Origin of the sequence: Microbacterium sp. NPDC089186 (genome assembly GCF_040685115.1) — a bacterium.
Lineage (GTDB): Bacteria > Actinomycetota > Actinomycetes > Actinomycetales > Microbacteriaceae > Microbacterium > Microbacterium galbum.
In genome coordinates this window covers 54275-76765 of the sequence record NZ_JBFBHJ010000002.1, presented here as the reverse complement: position 1 = coordinate 76765, position 22491 = coordinate 54275, and the positions used below count along the sequence as shown (strand labels likewise).

Sequence of the window (22491 nt, the reverse complement as noted above, 5' to 3'; positions counted from 1 at the left end):
ATGGATCGGATGACACCTTCGCGCGCGCTCCGTGCGGCCGCGGCCCTGGTCGCCGTGACCGTGGCTCTCGCCGCGTGCTCCCCGGCGCCGGCCACCGCCCCCGGCTCGAACGACGGCGCGGGCGTCATCGGGGTGTCGCTGCCGACGACGGCCGACGCGCTGTGGAGTCGCGGCGGCGACGCGCTCAGCCGCGAACTCTCCGCGCGCGGGTACCGCGTCGACCTGCAGTTCGCTGCCTCCGACGCTCGCACGCAGGCCGCCCAGGTGCAGAACATGCTCACGAAGAGCGTGGATGCCGTGGTCGTCGCGCCCCTGGCATCCGGAGACCTGTCCGCGTCGATCGCCGCCGCCGACGAGGCGGGGGTGCCGGTCGTCGCGTTCGGGCGGTCGCTCGACGGACTCGACGTGGGGGGAGCGGTCGCCTTCGACGCCGCCGCCCTCGGGCGCGCGCAGGCGGAGGCGCTTCTGGCCGATCTCACCGATGCGCCGCGCACCGCGACGGCGTCGTCGAGCCCGAGCCCGGCAGCCACGCCCGGAACGCCGGGCACCGAGACCGCCGAGCCCGAGGCGGTCGCGCCCGAGACCGCCGAGGCCGAGACGGCCCGGGTCGCCGTGCTGAGCGGCGCGGATTCCGACGCCTGGGAGGTCGAGCGCTACGCCGCCGCCCTCGCCGCCCTGCAGCCGGCCGTCGCGGACGGCCGCATCGAGATCGTGTCGGGTGCGACCCCCGAGGCCGCCGCCGTCGGCGGTCGGACCGCGCAGGCGCAGGCCGACGCGGCGGAGAAGCGCGTGCGCGAGCTCCGGGCGGGTGGCCCCGGCGACGTGCCCACGACCGTGCTCGCGCTCGGCGACGCGGTGACCCGGGGTGTGGTGACCGCGCTCACGACCGAGGCTCCCGAGGCCGAGGGCGAGACCGCCACGCCGACGCCCTCCCCGGAGGCGACGGACCGCGGCGACGGCGATGCCGAGCCCGCCCCCGCACCGCTCGTGGTCGGATCGGGAGCCGACGCGCCGACCGTGCGCGCGTTGCGCGACGGCGACCTCGACGCCACCGTGTTCGCCGATCCGCGGGCGCTCGTGTCAGCGACCGCCGACGCCGTCGCGGCGTTGCTCGCCGACCGCGACGCGCCCGACGAGGCCGGCGACGAGGTGGCGCCGAGCATCCTGCGCGCCGACGACGTGGAAGAGCTGATCGCCTCGGGGTGGATCTCCGCCGACGAGCTGTGACCGCGTGATTCGGGATAACCCGAACCCGCGCGGGGGCTGACCGGGCGGTGCCCGCGCCGACCGCGCCCTAGCGTGGAACGCATGACCACGGCATCCGTCCTCCCGCCCCCTCCGCCGGTTCCCGGCGGGCCCGTCGAGACCGCCCCGCCGACGGGCGGTGTGCCGGAGCGGGTGCGTGTCGCCTCGCCCGGGCGCGTCGCCGCTGCCGTCGCGCACCTGGCCGCGCTGGGCGTGATCGGGCCGGCCGTCTTCACGGGGCTGTTCAGCATGCTGGGCTCGGGCGTCGGGCTGCTCGCGGCGCTTCTCGTGGGCGTCGTCGTGCTGGTCGTCTTCGTCTACGCGCTCTTCGCCGTCGCCTGGTTCGAACGTGCGCGCGTCGACGGGCTCTACGATCTCGGTCTCGCGCCGCTGCGGCCGCGCCGCAGTGCCAAGCCGGGCTTCGTCGGGGTGCTGCACTCGATCTGGTTGCAGGCGATCGACCCGCTGCAGTGGCGCGCGGTGGCCTCGTTCTCGATCGCGACGGTGATGGGACTCGTGACGGTGACCGCCCTCGCCGGACTCGCGTGGGGCCTCGCCCTCGCCGTCAGCCCGCTCTTCGGCTGGTCGAATACGCGCTTCCTCGATCTGATCCCGCTGAGCGGCGCGGGTGTCCCCCTCGTGGGGGTCATCGCCGTCATCGTCGGGGTGGCGGCCGCCATCGGCCTCGCGATCCTGCACGGCGTGATCGTGCGCGCGATCTTCGTCCCCTCCCGCGAGGCGCAGCTCGTCGAGCAGGCCCGCACGTCCGACACCCGTCGGGCCGGAGCGGTCCGCGCGGCCGAGGTCGAGCGCACGCGCATCGAACGCGACCTGCACGACGGGGTCCAGCCGCGGCTCGTGTCGATCGGCATGACCCTCGGACTCGCGCAGACCAAGATCGACGACGACCCCGAGGCGGCCAAAGCCCTCGTCGCCGAGGCGCACGCCTCGACCAAGTCGGCCATCACGGAACTCCGGCAGCTCGCCCGCGGCATCCACGCCTCGGTGCTCGAGGATCGGGGCCTGGATGCCGCCCTCTCGGCGCTCGCGTCGCGCTCGCACATCCCGGTCACCCTCGACGTGCGCCTGCCCCGCCGCTGCGGGCGGGCGGCCGAGGAGGCCGTGTACTTCGCCATCGCGGAGACCCTCACCAACGCCGCCAAGCACTCCCGTGCCGCCGCCTGCCGTGTCGACGTGCGGGTGCGCGATGACGGGTCGCTGTGGGCACGCGTCGAGGACGACGGTCTGGGCGGGGCGCGCATCGTGCCCGGCGGAGGCCTGGACGGGATCGTCAATCGCGTCACGGCGGCGGGCGGCACGGCCCGCATCGACAGCCCCCACGGCGGCCCGACGACGGTGGAGGTGAACGTCCCGTGCGCATCCTGATCTGCGAGGACTCCGTCCTCCTGCGCGAGGGCCTCGTGCGCCTGCTCGCCGACGACGGCCACGAGGTGGTCGCGGCCCTGCCCGACGCGGACGGCCTGGACGCCGCGGTCGCCGCGACGGCGCCGCAGCTGTGCATCCTCGACGTGCGGCTGCCGCCGACCTGGACCGACGAGGGCATCCGCGCCGCGATCGCGCTGAGGTCGCGGCATCCGGGGCTCCCGGTGCTCGTGCTGTCGCAGTACGTCGAGGAGCGCTACGCGAGCGACCTGATCGCCGACGGGCAGGGCGCGTTGGGCTATCTGCTCAAGGACCGTGTGGCCGACGTCGCCGACTTCCTCTCCGCCGTTGCCTCCATCGCCGACGGTGCCACCGTGCTGGATCCCGAGGTCGTCGCGCAGCTGCTCACACGGCGTCGCCGCGACGAGCGACTGCAGAGCCTCACCGACCGCGAGCGGGCCGTCCTCGGCCTGATCGCCGAGGGGCGCTCGAACCAGGCGATCGCCGGGGCGCTGTTCGTCAGCGAGGCGAGCGTCGAGAAGTACATCACCGCCATCTTCACCAAGCTCGGCCTGGAGCAGGACGAGACCGGCAACCGCCGCGTCATCGCCGCTCTCGTGCACCTGGGCCACGACCACACCGGAGCGACCTCATGACCATCGACACACCTCCCGCCGCCCCTGCGCCGCCCCGACGTCGCGTCGCCGCGTTCGCGGTGTCGATCGTCACGATCGTGGTCGGCGCGTGCGTCGCCCTCGGCACGGTCGCCGGAACCGCCGCCTCGGCCGTCGTCGTGCTGCGCGACGCCGACCGCGGATCGGTCCGCGTCGACGGTGCGGCGCAGGCGGTGGGGTCGCTCGACATCGACGTCACCGGGGGAGCCCTGACGATCGCCTACGGCGACGTCGACAGCGCACGGCTGGATGCCGCGACCGGTCGTGCGGGCTGGACCTTCGAACGCCGCGGAGACGCGCTGCGCGTCGCCTCGCCGAACCGGTCGTTCGTCGACTGGGGCGCGGGATCGTCCGCCACGATCACCCTTCCGCGCCAGTGGGCGGGGACGGGACTCGGTGTCGAGGCGCAGGTCAGCGGCGGCGCTCTCGACCTCCAGGGCGACTACGGCACGGTCTCGGTCCGCGTCGCCGGCGGGACCACCTCGCTGAACGGCGCGGCGGGGGAGCTCGAGCTGGACATATCGGGGGGATCGGCCTCGGTGCAGCTTCGCGACGTCGGCACCGCCGCGTTCGAGGTGGCCGGGGGAGAGGTGACGGCGCACCTGCGCGGATCCACCCCGATCCGCACGTATGTGCAGCTCACGGCCGGGTCCGTCGACCTCCGTCTGCCGGACGACGAGTACCGCGTGAGCATCGACGACGGTCTGGGGCAGGTCGACAACGGTCTGCGGCAGAGCCCCACGGCCACCGCCGAGGTCGACGTCACGGCGACGATGGGCGAGGTGCGCCTGCGCTCGTGACCATCCGCTCCCCGCGCGCACCCGTGCTCATCCCTTCGGGGAGGGCACGGGTCCGCGCGTGGAACGCCGCGAACTCCGCCGCCGCGCGTGGGTGGCGGCGATGGCGGCGAGAACCGCGGCGATGCCGATGAGCTGGGGACCGGTGAGGGTCTCCCCGCCCACGAGGACGCCCAGGAGCACCCCGGTCACCGGGTTCAGCAGTCCGATGAGGCCCACCGTTCCGGCCGGAAGGTGTCGCAGACCCGTGAACCAGCAGACGAACGCCAGGGCGGTGGCCACGACCGCGATCCCGGCATAGGCGGCGACCCCCGCGGCATCCACTCGAGGCGGAGGGCCCTCTCCGACGGCGGCGACGACGACGAGCACGAGTCCTCCGGCGGTGAGCTGCCAGGCGGTCGTGGCGAGCAGCGGCGTCTCGTCACGCCAGCGGGTGGTGAGGATCGCCCCGGATGACGACGTCAGCAGGGCGAGAAGGGAGACGATGACGCCGACGGGGGGAATCGCTCCGGTGCTCCCGCCCACCACGAGCAGCACGCCGGCGATGCCGACGGCGGAGGCCAGGGCCCACCGCACCGTCGGCCGTTGCCCGAGCAGGGGCCACGCGATCCCCGCGAGGGCGAGGGGAGCGAGCGCCATGACCGAGGCGGCGATCGACGACGGCAGCAGGTGTGCGGAAACGTACACGAGCACGAAGAACGCCGCGAAGTTCAGCAGCCCCAGCACGAGCGCCTTCGCCCACCACGATCCGCGCGGGCGGCGTCGGACGAGAGCCCACAGCAGCAGCCCGGCCGGCAGGGCGCGCAGCGCCGCGCCCCACAGCGGAGCGTCGGCCGGCAGCGCGTGCCGCGTCACGACGTAGGTGGCGCCCCACGCGATCGGGGCGACGGCGGTCACGGCGACGGTGCGCCACGTAGCTTCCATGGAAGACATAATAGCTTCCGTGGAAGATAAGATGGATGCCATGACCACGCCCGACCGCGTCGACTCCCTCACGGCCCAGTGGCGCGCCCAGCGTCCCGACCTCGATGTCTCCCCCCTGCACGTGATCGGACGCCTGCATCGACTGGCCGACCACCTGCGCGAGGAACTGGTCGCGGAGTACCGTCGCCACGGCCTGGGTGAGGGCGAGTTCGACATCCTCGCCGCGCTGCGGCGTGCGGGGGAGCCGTTCGCTGCCGCCCCCGGCGAGCTCGCGCGGCACACGATGGTCACCACGGGAGCGGTGAGCAAACGCGTCGACCGCCTCGTGGCATCCGGTCTCGTCGTGCGCGACGCCGACGTCGACGACGGACGAGGACGCGTCATCCGCCTCACCACGGCGGGGCGACGCGTGATCGACGAGGCCTTCGCGGCCCACGTGGCGAACGAGGAACGCCTGCTCGCGGGCCTCACCCCGCCTCAGCGGCGGACGCTCGAGGGCCTCCTGCGGGAGTGGGGCGCGTCGCTCGGCGTGTGAGTGCGACGGACGGTTGCACGGCGAGCGCACGACGCGGCCGGGGGCGTTCGGGTTGCCTGACTTCGTCGCTCAGGGTGTGCCCGCGCGGCCATGTGCGGCATCTCACGCTGCTGCCACTGCCGCCCGCCCGCTCGGGTTGCCCGACATGGTCGGGTGGGGTGTGCCCAGACGGCCATGTGCGGCATCTCACGCTGCGGGCCCTGCCGGACGCCCCCTCGGTTGCCCGACGTGGTCGCGTGCGGTGTGCCTGGGCGGCGAAGTGCGGCGATCCACCCGTGAGGACGCGAACGTCCCGCACCGGGGGCTCGGTCGTGCCGCCTCGGCGGCCTACGCGCCCTTCAGCGCCTTCGTGATGCGCTGGGGCGACACCGGCTCGGCCGTGCCGAGGCGCTGAGCGAACAGGCTCACGCGCAGCTCCTCCAGCAGCCACCGCGTCTGCACGAGGTTCGCGGGAGCATCGGCGGGCAGGGGGATGACACCGCCCGCCTCGGCGAACGCGGTCGCGGAGCGCTCGTACTCGGTCTGCCGCTGGCGGTCGCGACCGGGGTTGTCCGACAGGGTCTTCACACGTTCCAGCGCCCCCGCCAGGTAGCGCGGGTAGTGCTGCAGCCGATGCAGGCCCGTGCGCGAGACGAAGCCCGGGAAGAGCAGCCCCGCCACCTGACCCCGCACGTCGTTCAGCGCGCCCAACAGCGTGATGGAGGCGGCATCCTTCATCGCCCTCTCGACCTCGCGCTGCGCGAGCAGGATCTTCGCGGCGAGCGACACCGTCTGGAACGTGCGCTCGACCGAGACGGCGGAGAACGCATCCCGAACGCGCTCGAACTCGGCCTTCGTGCGGACGACACCGGCCGGCGCCTCGCGCAGGAGCACGTCGTCGGCGAGGGCGACGCGGGCGTCCTCGATCAGCGCCTTCGCATTCTGGTACGGGGATGCCGCGAGGGCGAGCTTCTCGTTCGCGGTGAGGTGGTCGAGGACGTACGTGGCGGGGGAGGGCACGGCCAGCAGCATCAGGCGTCGGATGCCGGTGCGCGTGTGCCGCGCGGCATCCTCGGGCGTCGCCTCGACGCGCAGCGTGACGCTGTCCCCCTCGTCCACGAGGGCCGGGTAGCCGCGGACGACGCCGCCGGCGACGGGTGTGTCGACGACCTCGGTGAGCTCGTCGAGGTCCCACGTCGTGAGCTTGGTGCGCGCGGCGAATGCGGGGGAGGCCTCGGCGACCTTCGCGGCTCTCTGCGCCGGTCGGGCGATCGTCGACTCGACGCTGGAGCGGGCCCTGTCGGCCAGGCGGCGCTGCAGGGCGCCGAGGTCGCGGTCGCTGCCGATCGCCCGCCCGCGCGCATCGACCGCGCGGAACGACGGGAGCAGGTGCGCCGGGACGCGCTCGAGCTCGAAGTCGGCAGCACTCACGCGCTGGTTGGCCACGCGCTGCACCTGGGCGGCGAGGGCGTCGACCAGCGGCGTCTTCGGCAGACCGCCCGTGTGCTCGGGGCCCCTCTCGGCCAGCTCGGCGGAGAACTTCTCAGCCCAGTCGGCGGCGGGCACGACGTTGCGGCGGATCGTCTTCGGCAGGGCTCGCAGCAGCGCGGTCACGAGCTCGTCGCGCATGCCCGGCACCTGCCAGTCGAACCCGTCGGGGCGCAGCTGAGCCAGCAACGGCAGCGGCACGACGACCGTCACGCCGTCGTCGGGGGCACCGGGCTCGAAGCGGTACGCGAGGTTGAGGGTCTGGTCTCCCTGGCGCCAGCGCGCGGGGAAGGCGCGGTCGTCGCCTTGCGCCCGGTCGCCGGTGAGGTCGGACTCGCGCAGGTCGAGCAGGTGGGGCGTGCGGGTGACGGCATCCTTCCACCACGTCTCGAACGAGCGCACGTCGGTGACATCAGCGGGGATGCGCGCGTTGTAGAACGCGAAGACCGCCTCGTCGCCGATGAGGATGTCGCGGCGGCGCTCGCGTTCCTCGATCTTCTCCAGCAGGCGGCGCTGCTCGACGTTGCGGCGCAGGAACGCCGTGAGGCGCTTGTCGAGCACCGAGGGGTCCCACTCGCCCTCCACGAGCGCGTGGCGCACGAACATCTCGCGCGCGAGAGGGCGATCGAAGCGCGCGAGCTGCACCCGGCGACGGCCGACGAGCTCGACCCCGAAGAGGGTGACCTTCTCGTAGGCCGCGGCGGAGCCGGCATCCTTCGACCAGTGCGGCTCGCTCAGCGAGCGCTTGACGAGGTCGGGCGCGAGCTCTTCGGCCCACGCGGGGTCGACGGCGGCGACCGTGCGGGCGAACAAGCGCGACGTCTCGACGAGCTCGGCGGCCATCACGGCCGAGGGACGCTTCTTCTTCAGCCCCGAGCCGGGGAAGATCGCGAACCGCGCCCCGCGCGCGCCGATGTACTCGCCCTTGACGGGGCGGGCGTCGCCCGGGGCTTTGCGGTCCTTGGTCTGCGCCATCGTGCGCGGATCCAGGATGCCGAGGTGCGACAGCAGCCCGGACAGGATCGCGCGGTGGATCGCGTCGCCGGCGGCGTGTCCCTCGGGGGCGGTGTCTGTCGACCCTCGTCCCACTTGTGGCGGTGCATGTCCCGGATTGTGCTGCTTTGCGCGCCCCGCACCCGCCACAAGTGGGACATGGTTCTTCGCGCCGCGCAGAGAAGCGCCGCGCGCAGAAGCGCCGCGCCCGTCGTCACCGGAGCCGGGGCGCTCGCCCGAGCCGCCCAGCGACCGCAGCTGCCGGTGCACATCGATCCATTCGCGCACCCGCACGTAGTTGAGGTGCTCGCTGCGGCAGAGTCGTCGGAACGCGCTCGAGCCGAGCTCGGCCTGCTTCTCCTGCAGGTAGTCCCAGAGGTTGAGCAGCGACAGGAAGTCGCTGGTGGGGTCGGTGAAGCGCGCGTGGAAGCGGTCGGCCTCCTCGCGGCGTTCCTCGGGGCGCTCGCGCACGTCCTGGATCGACATGCCCGACACGATCGCGAGCACCTCGCTCGACACGTCGTTGCGGCGGGCCTCGATGAGCATGCGCGCGAAGCGGGGGTCGATCGGCAGGCGCGCGATCTCGCGGCCGATCTCGGTGAGGCGGGGGCCGCGATCGTCTCCCCGCCCACCCCGCTGGCGCGAGGGGTCGCCGTCGCCGCGGGGATCGCGGCGTTCGGAACCCGGTGCCGGCAGCTTCACCGCGCCGAGCTCGACGAGCAGGTCGAACGCCGCCTTCACGCCGCGCGAATCCGGCGGGGTCAGGAACGGGAACGCCTGGATGTCGCCGAACCCGAGCGACAGCATCTGCAGGATGACGGATGCCAGCGACGTGCGCAGGATCTCGGGCTCGGTGTACTCCGGACGGCGGAGGAAGTCGTCTTCGGAGTAGAGGCGGATCGCGACACCGGGCGACGTACGGCCGGCGCGGCCGGACCGCTGCTGCGCGGACGCCTGCGAGACGGCCTCGATCGGCAGGCGCTGGATCTTCGAGCGGTTGCTGTAGCGCGAGATGCGCGCGGTGCCGGTGTCGATGACATACCGGATGCCGGGGACCGTGAGACTCGTCTCGGCGACGTTCGTGGCGAGGATGACGCGGCGGCGCACACCCGCGACGGTGGAGCGCTCGAACACGCGGTGCTGTTCGGCGGCGGAGAGGCGGCCGTACAGGGGCAGCACCTCGGTGGGCGCGGCGTCCTTCTGATATGCCCCGCGGATGGCATCCGCCGCATCCCGGATCTCGGCCTCACCGGGGAAGAACACGAGCACGTCGCCCGCGGGCTCCCGGTCGAGCTCACGGAGGGCCGCGACGACGGCTCCGACCTCGTCGACGTCGTCGGCGGAGCGGCCGGACGTGGCGGTCGGCCGTGCGGGGCTGCGGGGCTTCTTCGGGCGCGGTGTCGAGGTCCCGGCATGCGGAGTCTCGTCGTCGGCGTCGTCGGGAACCTCGTCCGCCCCGTCGAGCGGCCGGTACCGGACCTCGACCGGATACGTTCGCCCCGACACCTCGATCACCGGCGCGGGCACCGGCTCGCCGCTGGGCTCGGCGGGGGCGGCGGCGAAGTGCCGCGCGAAGCTCTCGGGGTCGATCGTCGCGGAGGTGACGATGACCTTGAGGTCGGGGCGCTTCGGCAGGATGCGGCGGAGGTAACCGAGCAGGAAGTCGATGTTGAGCGAGCGCTCGTGCGCCTCGTCGACGATGATCGTGTCGTAGCGGCGCAGGAGCCGGTCGCGGTGGATCTCGTTGAGCAGGATGCCGTCGGTCACCAGCGCCACGCGCGTGTCGGCCGACACCTTGTCGGTGAAGCGCACCTTGTAGCCGACGGTGGAACCGAGGGGGACCTGCATCTCCTCGGCGATGCGCTCGGCGATCGTGCGCGCGGCGATGCGGCGGGGCTGGGTGTGCGCGATCGAGGTGCGCCCGAGCTCGAGGCAGATCTTGGGCAGCTGCGTGGTCTTCCCGGAGCCCGTCGCCCCGGCGACGATCACGACCTGGTGGTCGCGGATGGCGCGCGCGATCTCGTCCCGGGCCGCGCTGACGGGCAGCTCGGGCGGGTAGACGATGACGGGTTCGACAGACACAGCCTTCCAGCGTATCGCCCGCAGCGCGCGTGAGTCGCCAGGATCTGTCGCTACGCCGGTGTCGGAGGCGACGAATCGTGGAGACTCGCGCAAGAGCTCAGGGCATCGCGGCCTTCTGGGCCAGGATGCGGCGTGCGGCGGCGTCCACCTTCGCGGCGAAGGCGGGGTCGGACTCGGCGCGCGACAGCACGGCCTGATGCATCTCGGGGTACACCGACGGGTCGGCCGAGACGAGCAGCAGGTCGACGCCGGCGTCGACCGCCAGCGTCGCCCGATCGGCGGGCGACCAGGGCTGCACCTGGCGCGCGGCCGAGAGGTCGTCGACCGTGACCACCCCGTCGAACCCCACGCGGTCGCGCAGCACGCCCACCACCGCGGGGGAGAAGGCGGCGGGGGCCGAGGGGTCGATCTGCGCGGAGATCGCCGTCGAGAGCATGACGACGGCGGGCCCCTGCGGCAGCACCGTGGAGTACACGCCCACGTCGGGTCCGTCGGCGGTGACCGTGTCGTCCGTCACGCCCGTGGAGTAGTCGGTGTTGTCGTCGACGTGTCCGAGGCCCGGGAAATGCTTGAACGTCGGCAGCACCCCGCCGTCTCGCATCCCGGCGGCGAACGCACCCGCCTTCGCGGCGACCGTCGCCTCGTCGTAGCCGTACTCGCGGGCCAGCTCGCCAATCGGGGGATTGGATGCCGCGAACTCCGCGCTCGTGACGATGTCGGCGACCGGCGCGAGGTTCATGTTCACCCCCGCGGCGGCGAGCTGCGTCCCCCACGTCGCAGCGCTCGCACGCAGGGCGGCGTCATCGGACTGCGCCTGATCGAGCGCCGACGGGATGTCGTCGTATCCCGGACCCGACAGCACCTGCACCGTCCCGCCTTCCTGGTCGGTGGCGACCCACAGCGGCGGTCGGCCCGCGGGCACCGTCGAGGTGAATCCGCTCACGAGGTTCGCGATCGCCTCCGTGCCGGCATCCGATCGTCCGTGCAGGAAGATCCCACCGATGTGGTCGTCCCGCACGGCCGCGACCGTCGTCGCATCGGCACCGTCGACCGAGGTGCCCACCATGAACAGCTGCCCGACCTTGTCGGCCAGGCTCATGCCGTCCAGGGGATCGGGCGTGCGCGTGGGACTGGGCGTCGGGGTGGGGGTGGGAGTGGCGGATGCCGTCGGGGTCGACGGGGCGGCCGCGGGCGCGCACCCGGCGAGGGCGAACGCTGCGGTCACGACGACCAGCGAGAAGCGGGCGGAGGTCTTCACCCCTCGATGCTGTCCCATCGACCTGAGTGTGCGGTCTCCGTGCGCGGGGGCGTGCGCCCGTCGGACGGCGACGTCGTGGTCGGGATCAGCCGTTGCCGGCCGAGCAGGTCGCCTGGTCCGCCTTCGTGCCGTTGATGTTCTGGGGCAGATCGACCACGCCCGGGGCGGCGCTCGCGTCGGGCGAGGCGGTGGCATCGGTGGCATCCGGAGCAGGGGTCTCCTCGGCCGGCGCGGTGGGCTCCTCGGTGGGAGCCGACGGGTCGGCGACCACGCCGCGGCCGGCTTCGCCGGTGATCGTGAGGGGCGCGTTGGCGGCGAGGGCCTCGAACAGCACCTGGGCCGAGGCCTCGTCGGGCGCGACGCGATTGCTGTCGTACGGGTCGTCGACGACGGGGTACTGCACGAAGGTGATGTCGGAGAACGGCACGTCCTTGAGCGTGTACGCCAGCTGCGCGATGCGGACGGGGTCGGCGAGGCTCTCGCTCGGCTGGATGTTGTTGACGGCCGTGTTCGCCAGACCGATGAGGGTGCCCGGGTTCGACAGCACCTCGTCGCTGCGGAGCTTGTTGACCAGGCGCGACATGTACTGCTGCTGGTTGCCGATGCGGGCGAGGTCACTGCCGTCGCCGATGCCCTTGCGCGTGCGCAGGAAGGCGAGGGCGTCGAACCCCTTGACCGTGCGGGGGCCGGCTTCCCATTGGATGCCGGCATCCGGGTCGTCGATCCCCTCGCCGCCGATGCACACCTCGATGCCCCCGATCGCGTCGGTGATGTTCACGACGTTGCCGAAGCTGACCTTCGCGGCGAAGGGGATGCTCTGCCCGGTGAGGTTCGAGATGGTGTCGGCGACGCACGACAGACCGCCGTCTTCGAACGCGGTGTTGATCGAGGCGCGGTCGGTGCCGCCGAAGACGGCGCCGTCGTCGTTGGTGCACTCCGGGATCGCGACCTGCAGGTCGCGCGGGAACGACACCACGGTGGCGCGCCGCGGGTTCGCCGAGACGTACAGCAGCATGTTGACGTCGTTGCGCGCGCCGTCGTTCTCGGGGTCGGTGCAGCGCGGGCCGAACGCCGCGGCCACGACGTCGTCGCACTCGTCGGTGCCGACCACCAGCACCGCGAAGGGCTCGTTGTACTCGCTGAGGGCCGGGGGCTCGGCCGGGGCGTCCTTCAGCGGAACCGAGGCCTCCTGCAGGCGGCTCGTCAGCGACCAGGCGTAGAAGCCTCCCACCGCCACCCCGGCGACGACGATCACGGCCACGGCGATCGCGAGCAGGGTGAGCCCGCGGCGGAGCCCGGACTCGGGCCGGCGGCGCGCGTGCTTCGGGGCGGGGCTGGCGTGCATGGGGTCAGTCAACCACGCGGGAGCCGGCTCGTCCCGGTGCCGGGCCGCGCACCGGCTGCACGAGCGGCGCGGTGGTCACCTTCGGCGGAGCCGGGAGCAGCGATCAAACGCCCGGCTCGATTCCGCCGACCGCGCACGAGGGAGACGACGCGCAGACACGACGGCGGGGCGGCCGGATGACCCGGCCGCCCCGCCTCCTCGGCTCCTCGCGTCCTACTGCCCGCCCTCGGTGAGTGTCACGTCGATCGGCGTGTAGTCGCCGTCGACCGTGACCCCCTCGTCCTTCAGGGCGCTGAGAGCGGCTTCGATGTAGTCGTTGGAATACGCGGATGCCGCCGGCTCCGCCGTGATGAGGTTGAGCCCGTCCTGGTTGACCGCCTTGAGAGCGCCATCGACGGTCTTCTTCCAGGCGTCGGCGTCGATCATGCCGAAGTCGCCGCCGGTCCAGATGAGCTTGTTGACCTCGTTCATCTGCCACAGCTGGTGCGTGGGGCCGACCGGGAAAGCGTCGACGCCCGGGGCCGTCGCGGCGGTGTAGGTGATGTCCGCGGCCTCGGTGGGGTTGTCGCGCGCGAAGACCCAGCCCTTGATCACGGCCTTGAGGAAGCGCGTGGCGGCGTCGGCGTAGGCCGGGTCGTCGGCCAGGCGCGTCGTGTCCGCCCAGATGGCGTCCTGCAGCATCGCGCCCGCGGTGTCCTCGTACGAGATCACGTCGATGTCATCCATCGTGTAGAGCCTCCCCGTGGCGGGGTTCACCGTCTCGAGCAGCTGCGCGAGCTCGTTGTAGGTCATCGCTTGCGCGGCATCCACGTCTTTGTCGAGGAGGGCGTTCATCGAGAAGTCCTGCGTCGTGATCTGCACGGTCGAGGCGTCCAGGCCCTTGTCGGCCATGGCCGCGAAGATCTCCCACTCGTTTCCGAAGCCCCACGAGCCGATCCGCTTGCCCTCGAAGTCGTCGACGCTCGTAATGCCCGAGCCCTTCCACGACACCTGGGTCGTCCCGGACTTCTGGAACACCTGCGCGATGTCGGTCAGCTCGACGCCCTGGTTCTCGAGGGTGCCGAGAACCTTGGGTACCCACGCGACGGCAAAATCGACGTCGCCGGCGACGAGCGCGTCCTGCGGGACGATGTCGCCGCCGGAAGGCAGCACCTCGACGTCGTCGAAGCCCTCCTCCTGGAAGTAGCCCTTGTCGAGGGCGACGTAATAGCCGGCGAACTGCGCCTGCGGCAGCCACTGCAACTGCAGCTTCACCGAGGTGAGCGGGGTGAAGTCGGCGTCGGATGCCGCGGGCGCGGAGCCGCCGCCGGAGCAGGCGGAGAGCGCGAGGGCGGCGACGCCGACGCCGGCGATCGCGCCGAGCGTGCGTCGGGTGCTGTGTCTCATGGAAGGTCCTTCCGGTTCGGGTGGAGCGTGTGTCGGGTGGTGCAGGCTCTTTCGTCGGAGGGCGGACGCCGGTCAGCTCGGCGCACGGCCCGCGCCGAGGCGGCGGGCGACGAGGCGTTCGAGCAGCGAGGTGACGAGGAAGAAGACGAGGCCGATGACGATGCCCCCGCCCACGAACGCCCACGCGAGAGAGGCGCGGCCGGACTTGGCGTAGGTGGCGATCGCGGTGCCGATACCGTCGGCGGGCCCGCCGAAGTATTCGGCGACAAGGGCGGAGATGACGGCGAGGGATGCCGCGACCCGCACGCCCGTGACGAGATACGGCAGGGCCGTGGGGAGCGTGAGGCGCAGGAACGTCTGGCCCCCGCTCGCGGCGGTGGCGCGGAAGAAGTCGCGTTGGACGGGCCTGGTTTGACGGAGGCCGCGGAGGGTGTTGACGAACACCGGGACGAACGCGGCGATCCCGGCGACCGCCTGGCGACCGAACTGGCTCGACGCGCCGAACATCGTGTTGAAGATCGGGGTGAGCGCGACGATGGGGACGACGGCGAGCGCGGCGACGAGAGGTGCGGTCATGCCGTCGACGGGACGCCAAGTGGCGGCGAGGGCGGCGAACAGAATCGCGAGCAGGCTGCCGGCGACGAGGCCGACGAGGGCGTTCGTCCCCGTGATCCCCGCGGCCTCGGCGATCAGGCCGAAGCGATCGACGAACTCGTTCGCCACCGCGAAGGGGGCGGGCAGCATCCGTGGGGCGCTGCCCGAGGCGACGAAGGCGTACCACGCGGCGAGTCCGGCGACACCGACGACGAGGGGCGCCAGCAGCCGCACCCACCCGGGGAGTCGAGCGGCCGTCATCGCTCGTTCGCCCGGTGCAGGGGCGAGCCGTGGAGCGCTTCGCGGACGGCGGTGACGCGCGAGAAATACTCCGGCGACTCCCGGAGGAGGTCGTCGCGGGCACGGCCCGGTCGGGTGTCGACGACCTCGGTGATCCGTCCGGGTCGGGGACTCATCACGACAACGCGATCGGAGAGGAACACCGCCTCGGGGATCGAGTGCGTGACGAAGACGACCGTGGCCCCGGTCTCGGCGGCGATGCGCGCGAGCTCGGACTGCAGCCGCTCGCGGGTCATCTCGTCGAGGGCGCCGAACGGCTCGTCCATCAGCAGCAGTCGCGGTGAGGCCGCGAGCGCGCGGGCGATCGCGACGCGCTGCTGCATGCCGCCGGACAGCTGGTCGGGGTAGCGCCCGACGAAGTCGGTGAGACCCACGAGGTCGGCGAGTTCGGCGACGCGCGCGTCGCGGCGGGCGCGGGTCCAGCGGTGCAGCTCGAGGGGCAGGGCGATGTTCGCCGCGACCGTGCGCCAGGGGAGGAGTCCCGCCTGCTGGAACGCGATGCCGTAGTCCTGGTCGAGTCGCGCCTGCCGCCCGGTCTTGCCCGCGAGGGTGAGCTCTCCGCTGGTGGCCGTGTCGAGGTCGGCGATGAGACGCAACAGCGTCGACTTGCCGCAGCCGGAGGGGCCGATGAGCGAGACGAACTCCCCGGCGGCGATGTCGAGATCGACGTCGGTCAGGGCGATCACCTCGCCGCCGGCGCTCGGGAAGACCTTCCCGAGCCCGCGGGCCCGAACAGCGGTGGTGGTGGTCATGCGGTGTCCTCCCCGCGACGGAATCGATGAAGGGCGACGCCGATGAGGGCCACGCCGAGGGCCGCGACGAGTCCCATGGCGACGGTGCCGAGAGTCGGCGCCCAGGGGGCGGCCGGGTCGGACGACGCCTGCCCGGCGAGCTGGATGAGCATGCGGCCGATCCCGCCGCGCAGTCCGATCGACACCTCGGCGACGACGGCGCCGACGACGGCGGATGCCGCCGCGAGACGCAGAGCGGGGAGCAGATGCGGCACGGCCGCGGGCAGGCGCAGGTGGACCAGCGTCTGCCACCACCCGGCGGAGCCTGACCGCATGAGGTCGAGGTGCAGGGCGTCCGGGGCATCGAGCCCGCGGAGCATGCCGATCGCGACGGGGAAGAACGCGAGGTACGACGCGATGAGGGCGACCGAGAGCCACTGCGGCCAGGGGAATCCGGCGCGGTCGATCTGCGTTCCGAGCGCGTTGACGACGGGCGCGAAGGCGATCAGCGGAACGATCTGGCTGACGACGATCCACGGGAGGAGGCCGGCTTCGACCAGCCGCCAGCGCTGCATCGCGATCCCCAGCAGGGCGCCGACGACGACGCCGATGAGCCATCCCAGGGCGGCCAGCCCGAGGGTCGTTCCGGCCGCCTGGAGTACCGAGAGGATCAGGGGCGGGGTGTCGCCCCCGCTGGTCGGAGCGAACATCCGCGCGACCATGTCCCACACGTGCGGCATGGCGCGGTCGTGGGTGCGGGGGAGCAGGATGACACCCGACCCCGCCGATCCGTCCCCGCCCACGGTCACGCCGTCCGCCGGTCCGAGGAACTTGTACAGCTCCCACAGCACGACGACCGCGGTCACTCCGGCGATTCCCCAGCCGATCCGGGCGGCCATCCCGCGTCCCCGCGAGGAGCGGGCCGCACCGACGACCTCGGTGGCGCCCGGGGTCAGGACCTGATCGGTCACGGGGTGCTCACTGCTTCGCCGTCACGTGCTCGGACAGCGCGGGGATGACCGTCTCGCCGTAGACCCGCATCGTCTCCTCCTTGTTGTCGTGCTGGAGGTAGCCGGCGAACTGGGTGACGCCCAGCGCCCGCAGTTTCTCGAGCTTGGCGACGTGCTCCTCGGCGGTGCCGAGCAGACAGAACCGCTCGACGATCTCGTCGGGCACGAAGTCGACGTGGTCGTTGTCGCTCTTGCCGTGCGAGTTGTAGTCGTACCCGGTGCGCCCCGCGATGTAGTCGGTGAGCGCGGCGGGCACGTCGGAGCCGACGCCGTACTTCGCGACGATGTCGGCGACGTGGTTTCCCACCATCCCGCCGAACCATCGGCATTGCTCGCGCATGTGCGCGCGGCTCTCCGGAGTGTCCTCACCGATGTACATCGGTGCGGCCACGCAGAAGGCGATCTCGTCGGGGTCGCGGCCGACGTTCTCGGCGGCCTGACGGACCGTCTTGATCATCCACTCCGCGATGTCGAGGTCGGCCAGTTGCAGGATGAACCCGTCGCCCACCTCGCCGGTCAACTTCAGGGCGAGTGGGCCGTAGGCCGCCACCCACACGTCGAGCTTCGATCCGCGGCTCCAGGGGAACTGCAGCGTCGCGCCGTTGTACTCGACGGCTCGGGAGTTGCCGAGCTCCCTGATGACGTGGATCGACTCCCGCAGCGCTTTCAGTGTCGTGGGCCGACCGTTGGTGACGCGCACCGCCGAGTCGCCGCGGCCGATGCCGCAGATCGTGCGGTTGCCGTACATCTCGTTGAGGGTCGCGAAAGTGGAGGCCGTGACGGTCCAGTCCCGGGTCGCGGGGTTGGTCACGAACGGTCCGACGGTGACCCGTCGCGTGGCTGCGAGGATCGCCGAGTGCACGACGTAGGGCTCCTCCCACAGCAGGTGCGAGTCGAAGGTCCAGACGTGGCTGAAGCCGTGTGCCTCGGCCAGCTGCGAGAGCTGGACCGTGCGGGCGGCGGGCGGGTTGGTCTGCAGGACGACGCCGAAATCCATGGGGTCTCCTCTCAGACCAGGTACTGGCTCAGGCCGCGCTTGACGAAGCGTCCGTCGCCCTTGGCGCCGAGGTACGCGCCGTCGTCGACGACGACCTTGCCGCGCGAGATGACCGTGTCGACGTGCCCGTCGATCTCGAAGCCCTCCCACGCGGAGTGGTCCATGTTCATGTGGTGGGTCTTGCCGACTCCGATCGAGGTGTGTCCGGCCGGGTCGTAGACGACGATGTCGGCGTCGGCGCCGGGGGCGATGACGCCCTTCTTGCCGTACATGCCGAACATGCGCGCCGGGGTCGTGCTGGTCAGCTCGACCCAGCGCTCCAGGGTGATCTGCCCCGTCACGACGCCCTGGTACATGAGGTCCATCCGGTGCTCGACTGAGCCGATGCCGTTGGGGATCGCCCGGAAGTCGCCCTGGCCGAGTGTCTTCTGGTCCTTCATGCAGAAGGGGCAGTGGTCGGTCGACACCATCTGGACGTCGTTCGTACGCAGCGCTTGCCACATGTGGTGCTGGTGGCCCTCGTGCTTCGACCGCAGGGGAGTGGAGCACACCCACTTGGCGCCCTCGAAGTCGCCCCACTCGTCGCTCGAGGCGCCGAGCTGGTCTTCGAGCGAGAGATAGAGGTATTGCGGGCACGTCTCGCCGAAGACGTTCTGCCCGTTGTCGCGGGCCCACGCGAGCTGTTCGACGGCCTGCTTGGCGCTGACGTGCACGACGTACAGCGGCGCGCCGGTGAGGTGCGACAGCATGATCGCGCGGTGCGTGGCCTCCTCTTCCATCTGCCACGCGCGGGCGACGCCGTGGAAGTACGGCGAGGTCTTGTTCTTCTCGATCAGCTGTTCCGCGAGCACGTCGATGACCGGGCCGTTCTCGGCGTGCATCATCGTCAGCAATCCCGTGTCGGCCGCGACCTGCATCGCGCGGAGGATCTGCGCGTCGTCGGCGTAGAAGACCCCCGGGTACGCCATGAACATCTTGAAGCTCGAGATGCCCTCGTCGATCAATCCGGGCAGAGCGGCGAGGGAGTCGGAATCCACTCCTCCGACGATCTGGTGGAACCCGTAGTCGATCGCGCAGTTACCCGCCGCGAGCTCGTGCCAGTGGGCGAGGCCGTCCTGCACGCGCTCGCCGGCGCGCTGCACGGCGAAGTCGACGATGGTGGTCGTTCCGCCCCACGCCGCGGCTCGGGTCCCGGTCTCGAAGGTGTCGGAGGCGCTCGTACCGCCGAACGGCAGCTGCATGTGCGTGTGCGCGTCGATGCCGCCCGGGATGACGTACTTGCCCGTGGCGTCGATGACGGTGTCGACGGATGCCGCGAGGTCATGGCCGAGCAGGGTGGAGCCGGGCGCGAGGACCGCGGCGATCGTCTCGCCGTCCAGCAGCACGTCGGCGGCGGTGCGGCCGGTGGCCGAGACGACGGTGCCGCCGGAGACGAGGGTGGTGCCCACGGTCAGGCCTCCACGATCTCGCCGTAGGTGTCCGGCCGGCGGTCGCGGTAGAACTGCCAGTCGTCGCGCATCTGCTGGACGAGGTCCATGTCCAGGTCGCGGACGAGGATCTCCTCGTGCTCCGACGAGCCCACCGCGCCGACGTGGTTGCCGCGCGGGTCGATCACCTGGCTGGTCCCGTAGAACGACACGGCCTCGTCGCCGTACTCGTTGTCCTCGCGGCCGACCCGGTTGGGCTGCAGAACGAAGTAGCCGTTGGCGACCGCGGCGCAGGGACCCTCGACCTCCCACAGGCGGTTGGAGAGCCCGGGCTTGGTCGCGTTGGGATTGAAGACCATGTGCGCGCCGTTCAGGCCCAGCTCGCGCCAGCCTTCGGGGAAGTGCCGGTCGTAGCAGATGTACATGCCGACCTTGCCGACCGCGGTGTCGAAGACCGGGTAGCCGAGGTTGCCGGGACGGAAGTAGAACTTCTCCCAGAACTTGTCGAGGTGCGGGATGTGGTTCTTGCGGTAGCTGCCGAGCACCGAGCCGTCCGCGTCGACGAGGACCGAGGTGTTGTAGTAGACCCCGGTCTGTGCCTCTTCGTAGATGGGGAGCACCGAGACCAGCCCGAGTTCCTTCGCGAGTGCGGCGAAGCGCTGCACGATCGGACCGTCGACCGGCTCGGCGTAGCGGTAGTACTTCTGGTCCTGCGTGATGCCGAAGTAGGGACCGTAGAACAGCTCCTGGAAGCACACGACCTGCGCTCCGGCCGCAGCGGCATCCCGCGCGAACTGCTCGTGCTTGTCGAGCATCGATTCCTTGTCGCCGGTCCACGTCGTCTGCGTGATGGCCGCTCGCACCGTCGTCATCGGGTTCTCCTCGCTCTCGACCGCGCGCCCGCCCGGTCGTGTCGTGTTCTGTTACTGTCGCGCCTGAACATTTCCCGACGATTTCCACGAGTGACACCCCCGTAAATTGGAGGACCGGATGCTGGCGCCCGACACCCTCGTCGAACGCACCGCCGCGGGCCTCGCCGCGGAGATCGCGCGCTTGGTCAGCGAGGGCACGCTCCCGCCGGGCGACCGGCTCCCGACCGTGCGCCAGGTCGCCGCCGCGCTCGAGGTGTCGACCGGCACGGTCGCCACCGCGTGGCGTGCGCTCGCCGACGCCGGCGTCGTCACGTCCCGGGGGCGCGCGGGGACGTTCGTGCGCACCGAGAAGCGCGAATGGCTGAGTCCGCGGGTCCGGGGGCTCTCCGCTCCCGCGGTCGGCGCGGGGGTCGCCGTACCGCCCGGACTCGGCGACGGTCGCCGGGGTGCGGCATCCGTCGCCCTCGACCTCTCTCTGGGCACACCCGATCCGGCGATGCTCCCTTCGCTCGAGCGCGCTCTCGCTCTCGCCCGACCGCGCGCCGACACCGGTCGCTACCACGACCTGCCCGTGCTGCCGGAGCTGCACGACCTGCTGCGCGAGCAGTGGCCGGTACGCGGCGTCGAGGCGATCACCGTGGTCGACGGAGCGTTCGACGGGATCTCGCGCACGGTCGAACAGGTCGTCCGCTTCGGCGATCGCGTGGCCGTCGAATCCCCGGGGTTCCCGTACATCTTCGACCTCGTCGAGGCGGCGGGCGGCGTCCCCCTGCCCCTGCAGAGCGACCGCAACGGCATCCTTCCCGCCTCGCTCGCGCTCGCCCTCGCTCAGCGTCCGTCCACCCTCGTGCTGCAGCCGCGCGCCCAGAACCCGACCGGGGTTTCGATGTCGATCGATCGCGCGCGACGGCTCGCCGACGTTCTGCTGACGGTGCCCGGGGGCACGCGCGTCACCGTGATCGAGGACGACCACTCGGCGCTGATCGCGTCGGCGCCGCCGGTGACGCTCGCGCTGTGGATCCCGGGCCAGGTGGTGCACGTTCGCGGATTCTCGAAGTCGCACGGACCCGACCTGCGGATCGCGGCCCTGGGGGGCCCGTCCGAGATCGTCGAGCGCATCATCCGCCGCCGCATGCTCGGTCCCGGGTGGACCTCGCGGCTCCTCCAATCGATCCTGCTCGAGCTCCTCACCGATGCCCGCTCGATCGCCCCGGTGCGCACCGCGCGGCTCATCTACCGTGACCGTCTCGACCGCCTCGCCGCCGCGCTCCGCCGTCTCGGCGTCGAGGTGGGGGAGCCCGATGGGATCAACCTGTGGATGCCGGTGCGCGACGAACGCGCGGCGCTCGTGCACCTCGCGGCCGAGGGGATCGCGGTGGCCGCGGGGACGCCCTTCGTCATCGACGCCCCCGAGATCGCCGGATCGGGCGCCGCCGGATCGGGCGGCGCCAGTGCCGAGGGGGCGGGTGTCGGCGGGTGGGTCCGCGTCACGGGCGGCTCCGTCATCGAGAACGTGCGGCTCGTGGCCGAGGCGCTCGCGCGGGCGGCGTTCGCGCCTCCCGCGTCGTGACCCTCGCGGGGCGCGTCAACCCCGGCGCCCCATCCGTCCGCCTCTTCTAGGCTCGATCCATGACCGTTCCTTCTGTTCAGCTCAACGACGGAAACTCCATCCCCCAGCTCGGCTACGGCGTGTTCCTCGTGCCCGCCGACGACGCCGAGCGTGCCGTGTCCGAGGCCCTCGAGGTCGGCTACCGCCACATCGACACCGCCGCCATCTACAAGAACGAAGAGGGTGTCGGCCGCGCCATCGCCGCCAGCGGCATCCCTCGTGACGAGCTCTTCGTCACCACCAAGCTCTGGAACGACCGCCACGACGGCGACGAGCCGCTCGCCGCGATCGACGAGAGCCTGCAGAAGCTGCAGCTCGACGCCGTCGACCTCTACCTCATCCACTGGCCGACGCCGAAGAACGACAACTACGTCCACGCGTGGCAGAAGATGATCGAGATCCGCGAGGCGGGCAAGACGCGCTCGATCGGCGTCTCGAACTTCCTCGTGCCGCACCTCGACCGCATCGTCGCCGAGACCGGTGTGACCCCCGTGGTCGACCAGATCGAGCTGCACCCCGCCCTCAGCCAGCGCGAGATCGCGGCCTGGGGCCAGGAGCACGACATGCACATCGAGTCGTGGGGCCCGCTCGGCCAGGGCAAGTACGACCTGTTCGAGATCCCCGCGGTGAAGGATGCCGCCGAAGCCCACGGCAAGAGCCCCGCTCAGGCCGTGCTGCGCTGGCACATCCAGCACGGGTTCATCGTGTTCCCCAAGTCGGTGCGCCGCGAGCGCCTCGAGGAGAACTTCGACCTGTTCGACTTCGAGCTCACCGCCGACGAGATGGCCGCGATCGACGCCGTCGACCCCGGCGACGGCTCCGGCCGCGTCGGCACGCACCCCGACGACCTCAACTGACGCCG

18 protein-coding genes are annotated in these 22491 nt (G+C 71.9%); 7 read left to right on the top strand and 11 right to left on the bottom strand.

Features of this window, described 5'->3' with window-relative positions; translation table 11 throughout:
* The first annotated feature begins 9 nt into the window (after positions 1 to 9).
* From AB0N82_RS06580 to AB0N82_RS06565, 4 genes are all read left to right on the top strand, one after another.
* On the top strand, positions 10 to 1227 hold the full coding sequence (locus tag AB0N82_RS06580) for a substrate-binding domain-containing protein (RefSeq protein ID WP_363389594.1): 1218 nt from the start codon (positions 10 to 12) through the stop codon (positions 1225 to 1227).
* 81 nt (positions 1228 to 1308) lie between these two features.
* Positions 1309 to 2631 (top strand): histidine kinase, encoded by a 1323-nt coding sequence (locus tag AB0N82_RS06575; RefSeq protein ID WP_363389591.1) that lies wholly within the window; start codon positions 1309 to 1311, stop codon positions 2629 to 2631.
* Entirely contained in the window at positions 2619 to 3284 is a 666-nt protein-coding gene (locus AB0N82_RS06570; protein ID WP_363389588.1) for a response regulator transcription factor, read from the top strand. The genes AB0N82_RS06575 and AB0N82_RS06570 overlap by 13 nt, the downstream gene beginning before the upstream one ends.
* On the top strand, positions 3281 to 4102 hold the full coding sequence (locus AB0N82_RS06565; protein ID WP_363389585.1) for a DUF2807 domain-containing protein: 822 nt from the start codon (positions 3281 to 3283) through the stop codon (positions 4100 to 4102). Before AB0N82_RS06570 ends, AB0N82_RS06565 begins: the two co-directional genes overlap by 4 nt.
* Before the next feature lie 27 nt (positions 4103 to 4129).
* Here the strand turns inward: AB0N82_RS06565 and AB0N82_RS06560 are convergent, their stop codons facing one another.
* Entirely contained in the window at positions 4130 to 5023 is an 894-nt protein-coding gene (locus AB0N82_RS06560) for an EamA family transporter (protein ID WP_363389582.1), read from the bottom strand.
* Positions 5024 to 5063: 40 nt separating this feature from the next.
* Here AB0N82_RS06560 and AB0N82_RS06555 point away from each other — a divergent pair, with 40 nt between their 5' ends.
* The gene (locus AB0N82_RS06555; RefSeq protein WP_315994666.1) at positions 5064 to 5558 is read left to right on the top strand and encodes a MarR family transcriptional regulator; all 495 of its coding nucleotides are present in this window, start codon (positions 5064 to 5066) and stop codon (positions 5556 to 5558) included.
* 327 nt (positions 5559 to 5885) lie between these two features.
* Here AB0N82_RS06555 and AB0N82_RS06550 read toward each other — a convergent pair whose 3' ends face one another.
* From AB0N82_RS06550 to AB0N82_RS06505, 10 genes are all read right to left on the bottom strand, one after another.
* Positions 5886 to 10100 carry a DUF3418 domain-containing protein gene (locus AB0N82_RS06550; protein WP_363389578.1) on the bottom strand — a complete coding sequence of 1405 codons (4215 nt, stop codon included), beginning with the start codon at positions 10098 to 10100 and terminating at the stop codon, positions 5886 to 5888.
* A 97-nt stretch (positions 10101 to 10197) separates the two neighbouring features.
* Positions 10198 to 11358 (bottom strand): glycoside hydrolase family 3 N-terminal domain-containing protein, encoded by a 1161-nt coding sequence (locus AB0N82_RS06545; protein WP_315994664.1) that lies wholly within the window; start codon positions 11356 to 11358, stop codon positions 10198 to 10200.
* Between the two features lie 85 nt (positions 11359 to 11443).
* A complete protein-coding gene (locus tag AB0N82_RS06540) occupies positions 11444 to 12703 on the bottom strand; it encodes an LCP family protein (RefSeq protein ID WP_315994663.1) in 1260 nt (419 codons plus the stop codon).
* Positions 12704 to 12916: 213 nt separating this feature from the next.
* On the bottom strand, positions 12917 to 14089 hold the full coding sequence (locus AB0N82_RS06535; RefSeq protein ID WP_363389573.1) for an ABC transporter substrate-binding protein: 1173 nt from the start codon (positions 14087 to 14089) through the stop codon (positions 12917 to 12919).
* A gap of 72 nt (positions 14090 to 14161) precedes the next feature.
* Positions 14162 to 14944 (bottom strand): ABC transporter permease subunit, encoded by a 783-nt coding sequence (locus AB0N82_RS06530; protein WP_363389570.1) that lies wholly within the window; start codon positions 14942 to 14944, stop codon positions 14162 to 14164.
* A complete protein-coding gene (locus AB0N82_RS06525) occupies positions 14941 to 15735 on the bottom strand; it encodes an ABC transporter ATP-binding protein (RefSeq protein ID WP_363389567.1) in 795 nt (264 codons plus the stop codon). The genes AB0N82_RS06530 and AB0N82_RS06525 overlap by 4 nt, the downstream gene beginning before the upstream one ends.
* Positions 15732 to 16685: an ABC transporter permease subunit gene (locus tag AB0N82_RS06520; RefSeq protein WP_363389564.1), complete on the bottom strand. Its 954-nt coding sequence runs from the start codon at positions 16683 to 16685 to the stop codon at positions 15732 to 15734. The genes AB0N82_RS06525 and AB0N82_RS06520 overlap by 4 nt, the downstream gene beginning before the upstream one ends.
* Positions 16686 to 16692: 7 nt before the next feature.
* The gene (locus AB0N82_RS06515; protein ID WP_315994658.1) at positions 16693 to 17721 is read right to left on the bottom strand and encodes a TIGR03842 family LLM class F420-dependent oxidoreductase; all 1029 of its coding nucleotides are present in this window, start codon (positions 17719 to 17721) and stop codon (positions 16693 to 16695) included.
* A gap of 11 nt (positions 17722 to 17732) precedes the next feature.
* Positions 17733 to 19169, bottom strand: a complete 1437-nt coding sequence (hydA, locus tag AB0N82_RS06510; protein ID WP_363389560.1) for a dihydropyrimidinase — start codon at positions 19167 to 19169, stop codon at positions 17733 to 17735.
* Between the two features lie 2 nt (positions 19170 to 19171).
* The gene (locus AB0N82_RS06505; RefSeq protein ID WP_363389557.1) at positions 19172 to 20020 is read right to left on the bottom strand and encodes a nitrilase-related carbon-nitrogen hydrolase; all 849 of its coding nucleotides are present in this window, start codon (positions 20018 to 20020) and stop codon (positions 19172 to 19174) included.
* A 118-nt stretch (positions 20021 to 20138) separates the two neighbouring features.
* On the opposite strand from AB0N82_RS06505, the gene AB0N82_RS06500 reads away from it, so the two are divergent.
* Both AB0N82_RS06500 and AB0N82_RS06495 read left to right on the top strand, forming a co-directional pair.
* On the top strand, positions 20139 to 21590 hold the full coding sequence (locus AB0N82_RS06500; protein WP_363389554.1) for an aminotransferase class I/II-fold pyridoxal phosphate-dependent enzyme: 1452 nt from the start codon (positions 20139 to 20141) through the stop codon (positions 21588 to 21590).
* 59 nt (positions 21591 to 21649) lie between these two features.
* Complete coding sequence (locus AB0N82_RS06495; protein ID WP_315994654.1) at positions 21650 to 22486, top strand: aldo/keto reductase; 837 nt, start codon at positions 21650 to 21652, stop codon at positions 22484 to 22486.
* Positions 22487 to 22491 lie beyond the last annotated feature (5 nt).